General features: G+C 71.8%; 12 protein-coding genes. 11 read left to right on the top strand and 1 reads right to left on the bottom strand.

The window, feature by feature from the left end:
* Window positions 1-137: 137 nt before the first annotated feature.
* Entirely contained in the window at window positions 138-431 is a 294-nt protein-coding gene (locus NBG84_RS37510) for a hypothetical protein (RefSeq protein WP_250924196.1), read from the top strand.
* Window positions 432-584: 153 nt separating this feature from the next.
* A complete protein-coding gene (locus tag NBG84_RS37505) occupies window positions 585-995 on the top strand; it encodes a hypothetical protein (protein WP_250924195.1) in 411 nt (136 codons plus the stop codon).
* A gap of 172 nt (window positions 996-1,167) precedes the next feature.
* Here NBG84_RS37505 and NBG84_RS37500 read toward each other — a convergent pair whose 3' ends face one another.
* Entirely contained in the window at window positions 1,168-1,494 is a 327-nt protein-coding gene (locus NBG84_RS37500) for a peptidase inhibitor family I36 protein (protein WP_250924194.1), read from the bottom strand.
* 676 nt (window positions 1,495-2,170) lie between these two features.
* On the opposite strand from NBG84_RS37500, the gene fxlM (NBG84_RS37495) reads away from it, so the two are divergent.
* The 9 genes from fxlM (NBG84_RS37495) to NBG84_RS37455 all read left to right on the top strand — a co-directional run bounded on the left by fxlM (NBG84_RS37495) (window position 2,171) and on the right by NBG84_RS37455 (window position 13,346).
* The gene (fxlM, locus tag NBG84_RS37495) at window positions 2,171-3,184 is read left to right on the top strand and encodes a methyltransferase, FxLD system (RefSeq protein ID WP_250924193.1); all 1,014 of its coding nucleotides are present in this window, start codon (window positions 2,171-2,173) and stop codon (window positions 3,182-3,184) included.
* Between the two features lie 297 nt (window positions 3,185-3,481).
* The gene (gene fxlM, locus NBG84_RS37490; protein WP_250924192.1) at window positions 3,482-4,720 is read left to right on the top strand and encodes a methyltransferase, FxLD system; all 1,239 of its coding nucleotides are present in this window, start codon (window positions 3,482-3,484) and stop codon (window positions 4,718-4,720) included.
* Between the two features lie 48 nt (window positions 4,721-4,768).
* Window positions 4,769-4,921, top strand: a complete 153-nt coding sequence (locus NBG84_RS37485) for an FxLD family lanthipeptide (RefSeq protein ID WP_250924191.1) — start codon at window positions 4,769-4,771, stop codon at window positions 4,919-4,921.
* Window positions 4,922-5,011: 90 nt separating this feature from the next.
* Window positions 5,012-8,092 carry a thiopeptide-type bacteriocin biosynthesis protein gene (locus tag NBG84_RS37480; protein ID WP_250924190.1) on the top strand — a complete coding sequence of 1,027 codons (3,081 nt, stop codon included), beginning with the start codon at window positions 5,012-5,014 and terminating at the stop codon, window positions 8,090-8,092.
* Window positions 8,089-9,255, top strand: coding sequence for a lanthionine synthetase C family protein (locus NBG84_RS37475; RefSeq protein ID WP_250924189.1), 1,167 nt, complete (start codon window positions 8,089-8,091; stop codon window positions 9,253-9,255). The genes NBG84_RS37480 and NBG84_RS37475 overlap by 4 nt, the downstream gene beginning before the upstream one ends.
* A gap of 5 nt (window positions 9,256-9,260) precedes the next feature.
* The gene (locus NBG84_RS37470) at window positions 9,261-10,265 is read left to right on the top strand and encodes a thiopeptide-type bacteriocin biosynthesis protein (protein ID WP_250924188.1); all 1,005 of its coding nucleotides are present in this window, start codon (window positions 9,261-9,263) and stop codon (window positions 10,263-10,265) included.
* Entirely contained in the window at window positions 10,265-11,113 is an 849-nt protein-coding gene (locus NBG84_RS37465; RefSeq protein ID WP_250924187.1) for a hypothetical protein, read from the top strand. The genes NBG84_RS37470 and NBG84_RS37465 overlap by 1 nt, the downstream gene beginning before the upstream one ends.
* A gap of 204 nt (window positions 11,114-11,317) precedes the next feature.
* Window positions 11,318-12,220, top strand: coding sequence for a non-homologous end joining protein Ku (gene ku, locus NBG84_RS37460; protein WP_250924186.1), 903 nt, complete (start codon window positions 11,318-11,320; stop codon window positions 12,218-12,220).
* 442 nt (window positions 12,221-12,662) lie between these two features.
* Window positions 12,663-13,346 (top strand): hypothetical protein, encoded by a 684-nt coding sequence (locus NBG84_RS37455; protein WP_250924185.1) that lies wholly within the window; start codon window positions 12,663-12,665, stop codon window positions 13,344-13,346.
* The last annotated feature ends 215 nt before the right edge of the window (window positions 13,347-13,561 follow it).

Below are 13,561 nucleotides of genomic sequence, written 5' to 3'. Positions count from 1 at the left end.
GAGGAGCCGTGTGCTGCGTTGATGACAGGGACGGGGACAAGCCGTAAGGGTGGCGTCCCCGTCCGTGCTCTGGCCAACAGTGCCCCGTACAGGGGAAGATATGAACCGCCCCCTGCTGCAGGATGCAAGGGGGCCGCATGCGCGGTGTACCGCCACATGTCCGGACGCGCGCGACCGTGGTCCGCGCGGGAGATCGCACCACGCTGGTGTCGCTGGCCGCCTGGTACGGCGGGCAGGTCCTGGTCCCGGTGGAGACGTGGGTCATCACCGTGGCGACCGACAAGAGGCTGCGCGACCTGCCCGGCACCGAACTGTCCGTCCGGGCCCGGCTCAGCGCACGAACCGAGGCAGGACTCGCCCTTGAGGACTGGGCCCTGTACACGCCGCCATCGGGCTCGCCCGGCAGGAGCAGGAGGAATCCCGGTCGGTGAGGCGCGCAGATCGGGGTACGTGGCCGCAGGGCGGGCGGCTGTGATTGAGGACGTGGCACCGGAGTGCACCGTGTACCAGTGCGCGACCGGGGACAGGCAGTATCAGGGTCGCCCTCCGCCGCGTAACGATCGCCCACGCCTATCATTTCAGCCATGGCTGATTTCGCATTCCCTCGGGACCTCCGTGACGCGCAGCTGCGGCTCCACCAGGAGCGTGCGGCCTATACGGCGCTGTGCCGGGAGCTGCCCTGGTCGGTGGAGCCGGCGCCGGGGTGGGAGGGGGACAAGCAGCTCCACAGCGACCGCATCGGCGGTATGCCGGACAGCCCCGGCTACTCGGAAACCCAGAAAGGCGAGGAAGCCAGGCTCAGAAACCTGCTCGTGGATCTGTCGATCGTCGTCTCCACGCACCCGTACTGGTCGGACGTCGACCAGGGTGAGGTGGTGTGTGAGCGCATGGCCCTGAAACGCACCCCCAGCGCGCTGAGCAAGCCCCTCGGGGACGGGGCGTCCGGCCGTGCTCGGCCCGGCGATGCGGCATCCGCCCTCACCACCGCTGCCTGACCTCTGCCCCGGCTGTCCCTGTACGGAACCCGGCTCACGGCTCCCGTTGAGGCCGTCGCGGGCGGGCGGACCTCGGGCCGTCGGCGCGGCCGGGGGGGCTTGTGCACGGAGAAGCCCCCGGGCCCTGGCCGGGGTGGGATACGGGGGGCTTCTCCGTGGGTCTGGGGCTGGGTCAGCAGCGTGCGTCGGCGGAGCTGGTTCTGTCATTGTCGGCGGGGGCGAGGTTGCCCTGCCAGTTACTGGGGACGCCGCCCATGAATCCGGTGAAGTTACCGTGGAGGTAGATGTCGATGGTGGTGGGGGTGCGGTTCCAGGCAGAGGTGAGGCTGTCGTTGAAGGCCGCCGGTACGACGTGCCGGCCGCAGCTGGGCACCCGCCACATGGCGCCCCCGCCGTCGTACTCGGTGAAGAAGCAGGTCCAGCCGTCCCGGCAGTCGGCCCACGCCCGGGCCCGGACATCACTCCCGGTGTAGTGGTACACACCCTGAGCCCCGGTCACCCGGGAATCCGGTGCGGTCTCGGCCGCCGTCGCGGCGGTGGCCGCGCGGGCATGACAAGTGCCGCGGCAGCCGCGAGCACGGTGATCAGATTCCTGCGCATGTCGAACTCCTCGCCCAAAAAGCGGAAAAGGGACCGTGGCAGAACCACCGCGCGGTGCCGGTCATCCCGCCCGCGAGGCAGCCCACTCACCGGTTGCGCATGTTCGGACACGCCGCGCAACCGGCTCCGCCAGGACATCACGCAGGCACGCCCCGCCGCCCGTGGCCGCGCCCGGCGCCGGCCGGGGCGAAGAGGTGAATCAGCGGAGCTCAGAAGCAGTTACGGACAGCCGCACGCGAACGCGCGCCTGTCCGTGGCCGGTACGCCCCGGCGCACCAGGGGGTCACGCGACCGGGGCGGGAAGTGCCGTAGGACTGCCGGTGGTCCTCGACTCCGTGGTGGCGAGCTGCCAGGATGCGCGGGACTCCCGCGATCTGAACGGGTACTGGGGTTGTCTGTGGACACCGCTACCACTGCCGCAGCATTGAACGCCGATCTGGTCAAAGCCTTGCGGGACGGCGGCAGGATCACCAGACCGCTGGTCGCGGCGGCGTTCGAGGCGGTGCCGCGGCATCTGTTCGCTCCGGGTGTGCCGCTGGAAGCCTCGTATCGCGACGATATGGTGTTCACCAAGCGTGACGCGGACGGAACTCAGTTCGGTCTCGGCTCCGTGGCTGGTGGCCACGATGCTGGAGCGCCTGGACGTGCGGCCGGACGACCGGGTGCTGGAAGTGGGCTCCGGCGGATACAACGCGGCCCTGCTGCGGCATCTGGTCGGCGCGGAGGGTTCAGTCACCAGCCAGAACATCGATCCCGAGGTGATCGAGCGTGCCAGGCGTTGTCTGGCGGCGGCCGGGTACGGGGATGTCCGGCTGGTCACCGGCGACGGGACCGTCGGGGTTCCCGACGGTGCCCCTTACGACCGCCTGATGGTGACCGTGCAGGCCACATCGGTCGCCCGGGCGTGGCTGGAGCGGCTGGCCGACGACGGGCGTCTGGTGGTCCCGCTCCGGTTGCGGGGGCTGGGGCGTCTGCTCACCTTCACCCGGGAGGCGGATCACTGGCGCGGGGACGGTTGGGACCAGTGCGGTTTCGTGCGGATGCGCGGGCCGGACGCGCGTAATCCCGTGACGACGACGCGGCTGGCCGACGGGGTCCGGCTGAGGTGGGACGGCGGCCCGCCGCCCGATGGCACCGCTCTGGCGACGGCTCTGGCGGGCGAGCGGCGTGAGGTGTGGACCGGGGTGACGGTCGGTGTCACCGAGGGCACCCGGCCGGTCGTGGACTTGTGGCTGGCGGCGGTGCTGGAGGTGTTCGGACGGCTGCACGCGGACCGGGATGCCCCGGACGGCCTTCAGGTGCTGCCGGGCGGCAGTCCCGCCTCCTGGAATGCGGACAGCCTCGCCTATCTGACGATGCGCCCGGCGGACTCGGTCGGCGCCTGGTTCGAGTACGGCGTCGCGTGGCACGGCCGGGACGGCACTGTGGCCGAGGAGTTCGCGCAACAGCTGCGGGTGTGGGACCGCGACCACCGCGGCGACTCCGCACCGGTGCTCCGCGTGTATCCCCAGGGTGTCCCGGAACACCAGCCGGATATCGGGCGGGTACTGGAGTGCCCCGGTCCTGCCATGGTGCTCGCCTGGTCGTGAACACGGCCGGCCCCTCGATCTCTTGGGGCACCATAGGGATCGGCTGCGCTCGGCAACCCGCGCCGTCAGCACAGCACACAGTCCTCCTCGCCTCCTCACGGCGTCCCCGGTCGGCCGGGCGCCAAGAGGCGAAGCGGGGAGAGTGCGGAGGCAACGGGACCGGTCTCCGCCCCCGGCCCCGGGCCCTGCGGCCCAGACCTTGGCCAGGGGCCGGGCCCGGTCCCCTGGCCCGCCCTGACCGTCTCGCTTTCGGCGCGCGCCGTCGTGGTGGAGCTCCGGGTTGGATAGTGTCGCCGTATGACGACCGGCCAGCATCAAATCCCTTCCGACTATGCCCAGTTACTCGATGAGATGATCGCGGAGCTGCGTCGGCTCGACGCGCTGCGCACGCCCGGGGTGGAGGCGGCGATCCGCGCTGTTCCCCGGCATGTGTTCCTGCCCGAGGTGACGCCGGAGAAGGCGTATGCGGCGGAGTACGCGCTGGTCACCAAGCGGGATGCGCAGGGGGTTTCGCTCAGCTCGGTCAGCGCGTCGCGGATTCAGGCGTTCATGCTGGAGCAGGCCGATATCCGGCCCGGGATGCGGGTGCTGGAGATCGGGTCGGGAGGGTACAACGCGGCGTTGATCGCGGAGCTGGTGGGCGGGTCCGGTGAGGTGACCACGGTCGATATCGACCCGGAGGTCGTCGACCGCGCCCGTGGGCTGCTGTCCGCGGCCGGGTACGGGCGGGTGCGGACTGTGGTCGCAGACGGGGCCGGGGGCGTGCCGGAGCACGGGCCGTACGACCGGATCGTGGTCACGGTGGAGGCGGCGGATCTCGCGCCGGCGTGGGTGGATCAGCTGGCCGGGTCGGGGCGGATCGTGGCGCCGTTGCGGATGCGGGGGCTGACCCGGTCGGTCGCTTTTCAGCGTGACGGCGACCGGCTCGTGTCCACGGACTACGAGGTCTGCGGCTTTGTGCCCATGCAGGGCAGCGGCGAGCTGCGGCAGGACCTGGTCGTCCTGCACAACGTGCCAGGCGAGGAGGTAGGGCTGCGGCTGGACGGGACGCGGGCGGACGGGGCGAAGCTCCGGGAGGCCCTGTCCGGGCTGCGGGTGGAGGCGTGGTCGGGGGTGACCCTGGGCCGGGGGCTGTCGTATGAGGGCCTGGATCTGTGGCTGATGTCCGCCCTGCCCGACTACGCGCTGATGGCCGCCACCCGGCAGGCCCGGGACCGCGGTGTGGTGGCCTCCTGGTCACGTATGGGCGTGTCCACCCTCCTCGAAGGGGACGCGTCCTTCGCCTATCTGACGATGCGGCCCACCAGCGAAGAAAGGACCGAGTTCGAGTTCGGCGCGGTGGGACACGGGCCCGAAGCGGGAAAGGCGGCGTCCCGGCTGGTGGAGGAGATCAAGACCTGGCACCGCAGCCACCTCAACGACCGCGCGGAGATCGCCGCATACCGGTCCGGTACATCGGACGAGGAGCTTCCCCCCGGGCGGGTGATTGAGCGCCCGGCGTTCCGTTTCACGATCTCCTGGCCCGAGGGGCGCTAAGCCCCGCGGTCAGGTGTTCTGGCACATCTCTCTACAGAAGGGGATCTGGTGGACAACGAGACACCGTTCGTCCAGGGCGACTTCGACCTGGACGTGAGTTTCGCCGAGAGGGGTTCGCTGGCCGGGGTGCTGATGAACAGCACCAGTGACAACTGCGGCAGCACGGATGAGAGCGCCTGCGCTGGGTGCGTCATCGACTGAGCGGCAGGCCGTTGCGGCCCCGGTGCCGGGGCCCCTGCCCAGGGGGCCCGGCACCGGGTGCGGGTGCCCAGGAGGGGAATGGGGGCGGGAATGTACCGGCAGGTGGAAGCGGCCTTGGTACGTGCCACCGCCTACCCGGATGGCCTCGCCCTGCCGCCGTTCCCGGAGGAGTCGGGATGCGTGGAGGCGGATTGCGGTAGCTGGCGGCGGTGGATCGGGCAGGTGTGGGCGATCGAGGCGGTGGTGGAAGCCGTTGGGCTGGCCAGTCCCGGGCTGGCCGAACAGGTGGGCCGCATCGTCGCGGGCGGGATGGAGAGTTCCCGGCGTGTTCGGCGAGCGGCGGTGTCGCTGCACCGCTACCTGGTGCGCTGGGCGCACCGGTCCACTCCGTTCGGGCTGTTCGCCGGCGTCGCACCCGCCCGGATCGGATCCCGTCTGGAGATCCGGTGGGGTCGGGAGCACACGGCGGTGGCGGGGGCGGATGCCGTGTGGCTTGCGGACGTGATCCGTCGGCTGGAGTCGTTCCCGGAGCTGCTGGGCCGGTTGTCCGTCGCGGCCGATCCCACCTGTGTGGTGCGCGACGGGCGCCTGCTGATTCCCTGTCGGCGCCCGGCCCGCGACGAGGAGCGCGGGCCTGGTGAGATCGGGATCCGGCATACCCGGGCCGTCGCGACGGTGATGTCCGCCGCCGCGTCGTCACCCGTCCCGGTCGCCCGGCTGATCGGTAGGCTCCGAGCCGCCTATCCCAGCACTCCTTTACCTGCTTTATCGGGTCTGGTGGCGGAGCTGGTGGCCCACGGGTTCCTGCTCACGAGCCTGCGGCCCGCGATGACGGCGGTCGACGGCCTGGGTCATGTGCTCGGCGAACTGGCCGCCGCTGGCGCCGGGAGCGTTCCCGCCGTCGCGTCTCTCGTCCACGCGTTACGGGAGGTAGAGGCAGGGCTCGCCGCCCACAACACGGCTGCGCCCATGGCTCGCCGGGCGCTGCGAACCTGTGTCGCCGGCCGGATGCAGGCCCTGACCGAGGTGGCGGGCCAGCCGCTGCGGGTTGATCTGCGGCTGGACTGCTCGCTGACGCTGCCCGAGGCGGTCGCGCGGGAGGCGGAGAACGCCGCCGGGGTTCTGGCCCGACTCACTCCTGCTCCGGCCGGGTCACGGTCGTGGCGCGATTATCATCGGCGGTTCCTCGACCGGTACGGGCCCGGCGGCACCGTCCCGGTCATCCAGCTCACCGCCCCCGTCACCGGTCTCGGACTCCCGGCCGGATACCGGGGCTCGCTCGCTCCCCGGCCGGCGCCGGAGTTCACGGCACGCGACGAGCAGGTCCTGGCGCTGGCCCAGCGGGCAGCCCTCGACGGTGTCCGGGAAGTCGTGCTCACCGACGAGGTGGTCGACGCCCTGTCCGCCGGAGCGGCAGGGGCGCCGCTGCCGCACATCGACCTGCGGTTCCGCATCCACGCACGGACGCCTGCCGCACTGGACCGGGGTGACTTCACGCTGGTTGTCACCGGGCTGAGCCCGGCGGCCGGTGCCACGACGGGGCGATTCCTCGCTCTCCTGGATGCCGTCGACCGCGATCGTATGCAGGCCGCGTACCAGCAGCTGCCAACCCTGACACGGGGTGCGGTGCGGGCCCAGGTGTCCAGTCCGCCGCTGAACGTGCGGACGGAGAACGTCAGCCGTTCCCCCGCCCTGTTGCCCCGGGTCATATCCGTCGCCGACTACCCCTCCCCCGCGCAGGTGCGGCTGGAGGACCTGGCGGTCACCGCAGACCCGGAGGGGATGTATCTGATCGCGGGGGCGACCGGGGAGGTCGTGGAGCCCGCGCTGCTGAACGCGGTGGAACTGGCGCACCAGACGCATCCGCTGGCCCGGCTGCTGTGCGAGGTGCCGCGCGCCCGCGCCGCAGCCTTCGGCCCATTCGCCTGGGGAGCGGCGCAGAAGCTGCCGTTCCTGCCCCGCATCCGCCACGGCCGTACGGTCCTCGCCCCGGCCACCTGGCGCATCACCGCCTGCGAGCTCCCCGGACCGTCCGCCTCCCCCGCCCAGTGGCATCAGGCCCTGATGGATCTGGGACGGCGCCTGCGACTGCCCGCCGCCGTGGACGCCGGCGACAGTGACCGTCGGCTACGCCTGCGGCTGGACCATGCCGCCGACGCCGGCCTGCTGCGCGCCGAGCTCGATCGCCCTGGGCACGCCACAGTGCGGGAAGCGCCGGAGGAGTCGGAGTACGGCTGGTTCGGACGGGCCCACGACATCACCCTGGCGCTCGCCTCCACCCGAACCCCCGCGCCGCCACCGCTGCGACGGGCCGGGAACACGGTGCCGGTCCCCCGCGACCACGGCCACCTCCCAGGCGCCTCGGGCTGGGTCTTCGTGAAGCTGTACGCGCCAGCGGACCTGCACCCGCCGATCCTCCTGGAGCATCTGCCGCGCCTGTGGGCTGGCTTCGGCGAGCAGGGCGAGTGGTGGTTCGTGCGCTTCCGTGATCCGTCCGACCACATCCGCCTGCGCATCCGACTGTCCTGGCCGGACGGGTTCGGGAACGCCGCCGCCTCGGTCGGCGGTTGGGCGGCGGATCTGCGGCGCCGGGGGCTGATCGGCCGCGTCCAGTTCGACACCTACTACCCCGAGACCGGCCGCTACGGCACCGGGCAGACCCTGAGCGCCGCCGAAACGGTCTTCGCCGCCGACTCCGCCGCCGCCCTCACCCAGCTGGCACTCACCACCGGCGACCGCGGAAGCGCAGTACAGGCCGTGGTCGCTGCGGGTCTCGTCGACCTGACGGTCTCCTTCACCGGTGACACCGCCACCGCGATGCGCTGGCTGACCGGCCACATCACCACCACGGCGGCTCCGCATCCGGCCCGCTCACTCCATCAGGAAGCCATGCGGCTGGCCGTCCCCGGGGACGGGTTCGCCGCTGTTCGGGCGCTGCCGGGAGGAGAGCGGACAGTCGAGGCGTGGGCGATTCGCCGTGAGGCGCTCACCGCCTACCGCGAACGCCTCATCGGCGACGGCGAGGACCCGAGGAGCGTGCTGTCCTCCCTGCTGCACCTGCACCACCTGCGCACCGCAGGGATCGACGAGGCGGGCGAGCAGACCTGCTTCCGGCTCGCCCGCTCCGCCGCACTCGCCTGGATAGCCAGCCAGAAAGGAACCACGCGATGACCACGGCGTCCACCGAAGGCGCTGCCGCCGTGCGGGCGCAGTCCCTCGCCCGGGGCGCGGCCGGTGCCGCCCTGCTGGCGGTCGAGCACGCACGGCGGGGTTCCGGCTCCTGGCAGGAGGTACACGCCGCCCTCGCCGCCTGCACCACGGACCTGGTCGCCGACGAGAGCGCCGGTCTGTATACGGGGGCGCCCGCCGTCGCGTTCGCCCTGCACACCGCGGCCGGGGACAGCGACCGCTACGCCCGGGCCCTTCACCAGCTTGACGCCCGGATCATCCACCTCACCACCCGGCGCCTCGAACAGGCCCACGCACGCATCGACTGCGGACAGCGGCCCCTGCCGCGGGAGTTCGACCTCTTCTACGGTCTCACCGGCCTCGGCGCCTACCTCCTCGGCCGCAACCCGAACGCTCCGGTGCTGCGGGAGGTGCTCGACTATCTCGTCCGGCTGACCCGCCCGCTGGACCGGGACACCGACCGGCTCCCCGGCTGGTGGACTCCGGCCGCCCCGGCCGCCGGCACAGGACCGGAGTTCGGCGATGGTCACGCCAACCTGGGCATGGCGCACGGCATCGCCGGCGTCCTCGCCCTGCTGTCCCTCACCGCCCTGCGCGGCACCGCGGTGGACGGCCAGCTGCAGGCGATCCGGTACATCTGTGCCTGGCTGGACCAGTGGCGCCAGACCGGCAGTTCCGGGCCGTGGTGGCCGCAGTGGATCACCCTTACCGAGCACCGCACCGGCAGTGTCGCCCGGCCCGGTCCCCGGCGTCCGAGCTGGTGCTACGGGACCCCCGGCCTGGTCCGCGCCCAGCAGCTCGCCGCCCGCGCTCTGGGCGACACCGCCCGCCAGAACGCCGCCGAGGGCGCTCTCCTGTCCTGCCTCGCCGACCCCGCGCAGCTCGCCCGTGTCCAGGACGCCGGGATCTGCCACGGCGCCGCCGGCCTCCTCCACACCGCCCACCAGGTCGCCCGGGACGCCCTGACCGACGCGTTCGCCGCGCACCTTCCCCGGCTCCGCACCCTGCTCCACGACCAGGTCCACCCGCAGGAGACGGGGTTCCTCGAAGGATCCACCGGCCCCGCCCTCGCCGTGCTGGCCGACCGGTCGTGCGGGCGAACAGCATCCGGCTGGGACCTCTGCCTCCTGACCGGACCACAGTGAACAGCATGCCGACGTCCGCGCGGCCCGTCACCGAGGAACCTGTGCTGGCCGTCCTCACCGGAACCCCGCTCGACCAGGCCGCCGCCCGGCATGGCCTGGACCCGGCAGACCTCGCCGAGGCGGTCGACACCTACCGGGCTGCCGGACAAGCCGCCCTGGACCACCACAACCGCGACTGGGTACAGGTCCGCATCGCCTTCCCTGAATGGACCGGTGCCGAGGAGACCGCCGCCGTCCACCTCGGCCCCCGCCTGCGGCAAGCGGAGGAGGCCGGGCGGATCCGCGCCTGGTGGTTCCTGCGCAAACACCCGTACTGGCGCATGCGCTGCCACCCAGGCAGTCCGGACACCACTGCCGAACTGCGGGAGAACGTCAGCGACATTCTGGACGATCTTGTGTGCGCCGGCCAGATTGTCAGGTGGCGGGAATCGCTCTACGAGCCGGAAGTCCTGGCCTTCGGCGGCCCGGACGGCATGAACATCGCCCACGCCCTCTTCCACGCCGACAGCCACCACGTCCTCACCTACCTCCGGCACCACCACCGCACCACGAACTCCGCAGGAGCGGTCGGCCGAAAGGAGCTGTCCGTTCTGCTGTGCACGGCGCTGCTGCGCGGCGCGCGGCAGGACGAACACGAGCAGGCCGACGTCTGGGACCGCGTCGTCCGCATGCGCCCCCTCACCACGGAACCACCGCCCGACCGGCTGCGCGGCATGAAACCCGCTCTCCAGCGGCTCCTGACCCTCGACACCACCCCCACCAGCAGCCTCTACCAGGCCGGCGGACCGCTGCCCACCGCGGCCCCGTGGGCAGTCGCTTTCACCGGAGCCGGCCGGAGCCTGGCGGACGCCGCCCGCGACGGCACCCTCGAGCGCGGCCTGCGGGACGTCCTCGCGAAACTGGTGATCTTCCACTGGAACCGTCTCGGAATCCCCGCAGCGGCGCAGGCGGTCCTCGCCCGGGCCGCCCGCGAAACCCTCATGAACCCGCCCCTGAGGGAAGCGGACTGATGCACCCCCCGCCAGAGGATGCCCAGACCGCTCAGCGGATGCGCACCGCCCACCGCAGGGCCCGCTCCGCCCTGGGCGTTCGCCTCGCCCCGGCCGCCCGGGAGGCCTGGGGGTGGCGCGGCCGAACCCTCAGCCGGCCCGTCTCCGCACCAGGCGGACCCGCATGGCTCCGCCTGGCCGGCATCCCCGCGAACCAGGCCGATCTCACCTTCTGGGACGGCCCCCTGACCGCCGAAGAATGTGTTCCCACCGCCGTCCCCCGGCCGCGGCTGCGCGCCCACCACGACTGGGACGACCCGCACGGCAGGTACCGCGCCGAGCTCTACGACCACACCACGGCGCCCACCATCAGCAGCGCCTCCGTCCTGATCGCCGACCCGGACCTCCCGGGACACTGGTGGACAGCGCTGCGCACCGCTCTGGAGGCTGTCGCCGCCGTCCCCACAAGCCGCCACACGATCACCCAGCGCTACCTCGACTGGGCCATGCCCCGCTTCCTCGGCGTCCCCCTCGACACCGGCGTTCGATCCTGGCGCACGGCTCATGGCGACCTGCACTGGGCCAACCTCTGCGCACCCAGCCTTCAGATCGTGGACTGGGAAGGCTGGGGACTCGCCCCGGCCGGCTACGACGCCGCCATGCTCCACACCTGCAGCCTCCTCGTCCCGTCCACCGCCGAACGCATCCGCAGCGAGTTCGGACGTCTCCTCGACACCCCGGCCGGACGCTTCGCCGAACTCGTCACCATCACCGAACTCCTGCACCACGTCGCCCGCGGCGACCACCTCCCCCTCACAGCACCGCTCCACCAGCGGGCCGCACACCTGCTGCACCGCGCCGACCGGTGATGCAAGCCGGTACAAGCCCATCCATCCCCGCACAGGACCAGCACAACCGGCACGGCCCTCGCCCCCGCCGCCCCCGGCCGTGACGAAGCCCGGAACCGCATCCTGGGTGACTGGGGCGGCTGCGCTGACCGGTCGAGTCCGCGCGTCCTGCGGCTGGGGCTCGTACGCTGGGTGCAGATCCCAGGGGAGGTCTGGAGGTTTCTGGTGCCGACGTCCCTGCTCACCACCGCGGTCAGCTTCGGGCTGGTGACCATATCGGTGTCCGTGCTGCCGGCCACGGAATCCCACAGCGTCACCTTCCGACAGATGCACCTGGCGGATCTCGGCCGGGTGCGGAACCGGACGACGTGCGAAGTGTGCGGGCAGCAGCTTCGCCATGACCAGATCGGCCGTGGGTGGGAGACGCTGGACGGTTCCCTGGTCGAGATCACCGATCAGGATCTCGACAGTCTCCCGCTGGAGCATGTCCGCGCCATCGAGGTCCTGGGGTTCAACCCGGCCACCTCGGTCAACCCGATCAGCCTGGGCCGCTCCTACTACCTCGCAGCCCGGGGCGACATCGCCGCCAAACCGTATGCGCTGATCACCCGGGCGTTGCAGCGCACTGATCGGGTCGCGGTGGCCCGGTACTCGCTCCGTGACCGGACCCGGCTCGGCCTGCTGCGGGTGACGGACGGAGTGCTGGTGCTGCAGCAGCTCCTAGCTTCGGACGAGGTCCGCTCCCCCACCCTGATATCCGTGCCCCGTACAGACGAGCCTGCCCCCGCGGAGGAGGAAGTGGCCAATGCGCTCGCACTCGCCGACGCACTCTCCGCGGAGGACCTGAGCGGCTTCACCGACGCCTACACCGAGGCCCTGACCTCCGTCATCAACGCCAAAACCGAAGGCCGCCAACCGACTGGCGCCGGGACGAGGGAGGAGGCGCCGAGTGCCCCGGTGGTGGACCTGATGGCGGCGCTGACCGAGTCCGTCACGGCCGCCCGCGCCGCGCGCGGCGAGGACGCGACCGTCCACCAGATGCCACCGCAGAAACGGACCGCCAAGAAGACGGCAGCGAAGAAGGCACCACCCGGGAAGACGGGCGGGCGCAAGCCCCGCATCGCCTGACCGGCCCGCCCAGTCCCGCGTCGGCACGGGGACAGTGGCACGGTGCCCGGCCCCCGTGGCTGTCCGCGGACACCGCGGCGGGTGGCAGAGCGGGCCGGGAGTCAGCTCTCCCTACCTTGTTGAACGGGCTGAGCGAGCCATTCGTAGGGTTGGCTCACCCAGGGGGTCCGGGTGTGGCTTTCAGAGCATGTGTCGAGTACGAGATACAAGGCGAGGTGCGCCACCCGCGCCCGGCAGGGAGCCGTCCTCCGGGGTGGCTTTGTCATGTGCTGGGGGCCCTGCGCGCTGCCCCGCTCCGGGATCAAGGCCGTGGAGGGAAAGGTGTCGATTACCGGCCAGGGGCCCTGTTTCGCGCCAGCGGTACCCGAATCGGTGCAGCTCCGGGGGCGGGCGCTGTAGGAAGGGGTCTCCCGCCTATCCGCGACAAACCTGGGGGCAGCACATGAGCGGACACACGCCACGGGTCTACTACGAGGGCCGCACCATCGGCCGCACATTCGACGGGTCAGTCCACACCAAACACGCCGAGGTCGATGACGACGGCTACATCATCGACTGCGACGAGGACACCGACCCCCAGCTCGACCTGAGCGCACTGATGGAGAATGTCGATCTGCTCCTGTACTGGCACGGCTCCGGCCGGCTGTCACTGCTGTTCCGGACCACCCTGCCCTCGGTGGATGCGTTGCGCCCCTACCTGGTCGGCGACGACTTCCACGGTGTCAGCGTCCAGGTGAGGCGGGACGACGCCGTGGTGACGCTGGCCCGGTACGAGGAGGACGGAGAGCTGACCTATTGGCTGGACGAGCCCGAAGAGTGGCTCGATCTCCTGCTCCCGCTCCACGCCGACCTGTCGGCCGGAGACCTCAGCATCCTCTACCTCGGCTGGCGCATGGCCACCTCCCACCTGTACGAACTGCAGAGCGAACGGAAGAACGCGCCGCCCATCCCGCCGCGGATCACGGCGACGGAAGAACACGGCTGGCCGGAGTACGACCCGCCGCTCGCCGCCCTGGACAGGATCCTGCGTCCGCATGACAGCCCCACGCCGGAGGGGTGGCCCATGCTCGACAAACCACCCAAGACGGGCAAGCGCAAGGGCAAGGGCAAGGACCGACGGCACTGACCGGCCCCGGCAGGCGCGAGGGCCGGTATGCCCGGAGCTGAGTGCAGCGACCGGCCACGGCCGCCCCTCTCCCGCCACCCCGGGGAGGGGGGCGGCCGTGTCAGTCCGACTTCGGTCGCCGGGCTGCCTGCGATTCCCCGGCCCTGAGCAGCGAGCGGCGCTCGCCGTGTACGGCCCGATGTTCGCCCGGTACCGGCCGGCTGGCACCTGACGCC

This window comes from Streptomyces albipurpureus, from assembly GCF_023701525.1.
Taxonomy (GTDB): Bacteria; Actinomycetota; Actinomycetes; order Streptomycetales; family Streptomycetaceae; genus Streptomyces; species Streptomyces albipurpureus.
Note: the sequence above shows the minus strand (reverse complement) of the source record. Positions and strands in the feature narration are given on the sequence as shown.

Bases quoted from the DNA above. Each gene is read 5' to 3' on its own strand.
- NBG84_RS37510 (WP_250924196.1), top strand. From the start codon at position 138: ATGCGCGGTGTACCGCCACATGTCCGGACGCGCGCGACCGTGGTCCGC.
- NBG84_RS37505 (WP_250924195.1), top strand. From the start codon at position 585: ATGGCTGATTTCGCATTCCCTCGGGACCTCCGTGACGCGCAGCTGCGG.
- fxlM (WP_250924192.1), top strand. From the start codon at position 3,482: ATGACGACCGGCCAGCATCAAATCCCTTCCGACTATGCCCAGTTACTC.
- NBG84_RS37480 (WP_250924190.1), top strand. From the start codon at position 5,012: ATGTACCGGCAGGTGGAAGCGGCCTTGGTACGTGCCACCGCCTACCCG.
- NBG84_RS37475 (WP_250924189.1), top strand. From the start codon at position 8,089: ATGACCACGGCGTCCACCGAAGGCGCTGCCGCCGTGCGGGCGCAGTCC.
- NBG84_RS37470 (WP_250924188.1), top strand. From the start codon at position 9,261: ATGCCGACGTCCGCGCGGCCCGTCACCGAGGAACCTGTGCTGGCCGTC.
- NBG84_RS37465 (WP_250924187.1), top strand. From the start codon at position 10,265: ATGCACCCCCCGCCAGAGGATGCCCAGACCGCTCAGCGGATGCGCACC.
- NBG84_RS37455 (WP_250924185.1), top strand. From the start codon at position 12,663: ATGAGCGGACACACGCCACGGGTCTACTACGAGGGCCGCACCATCGGC.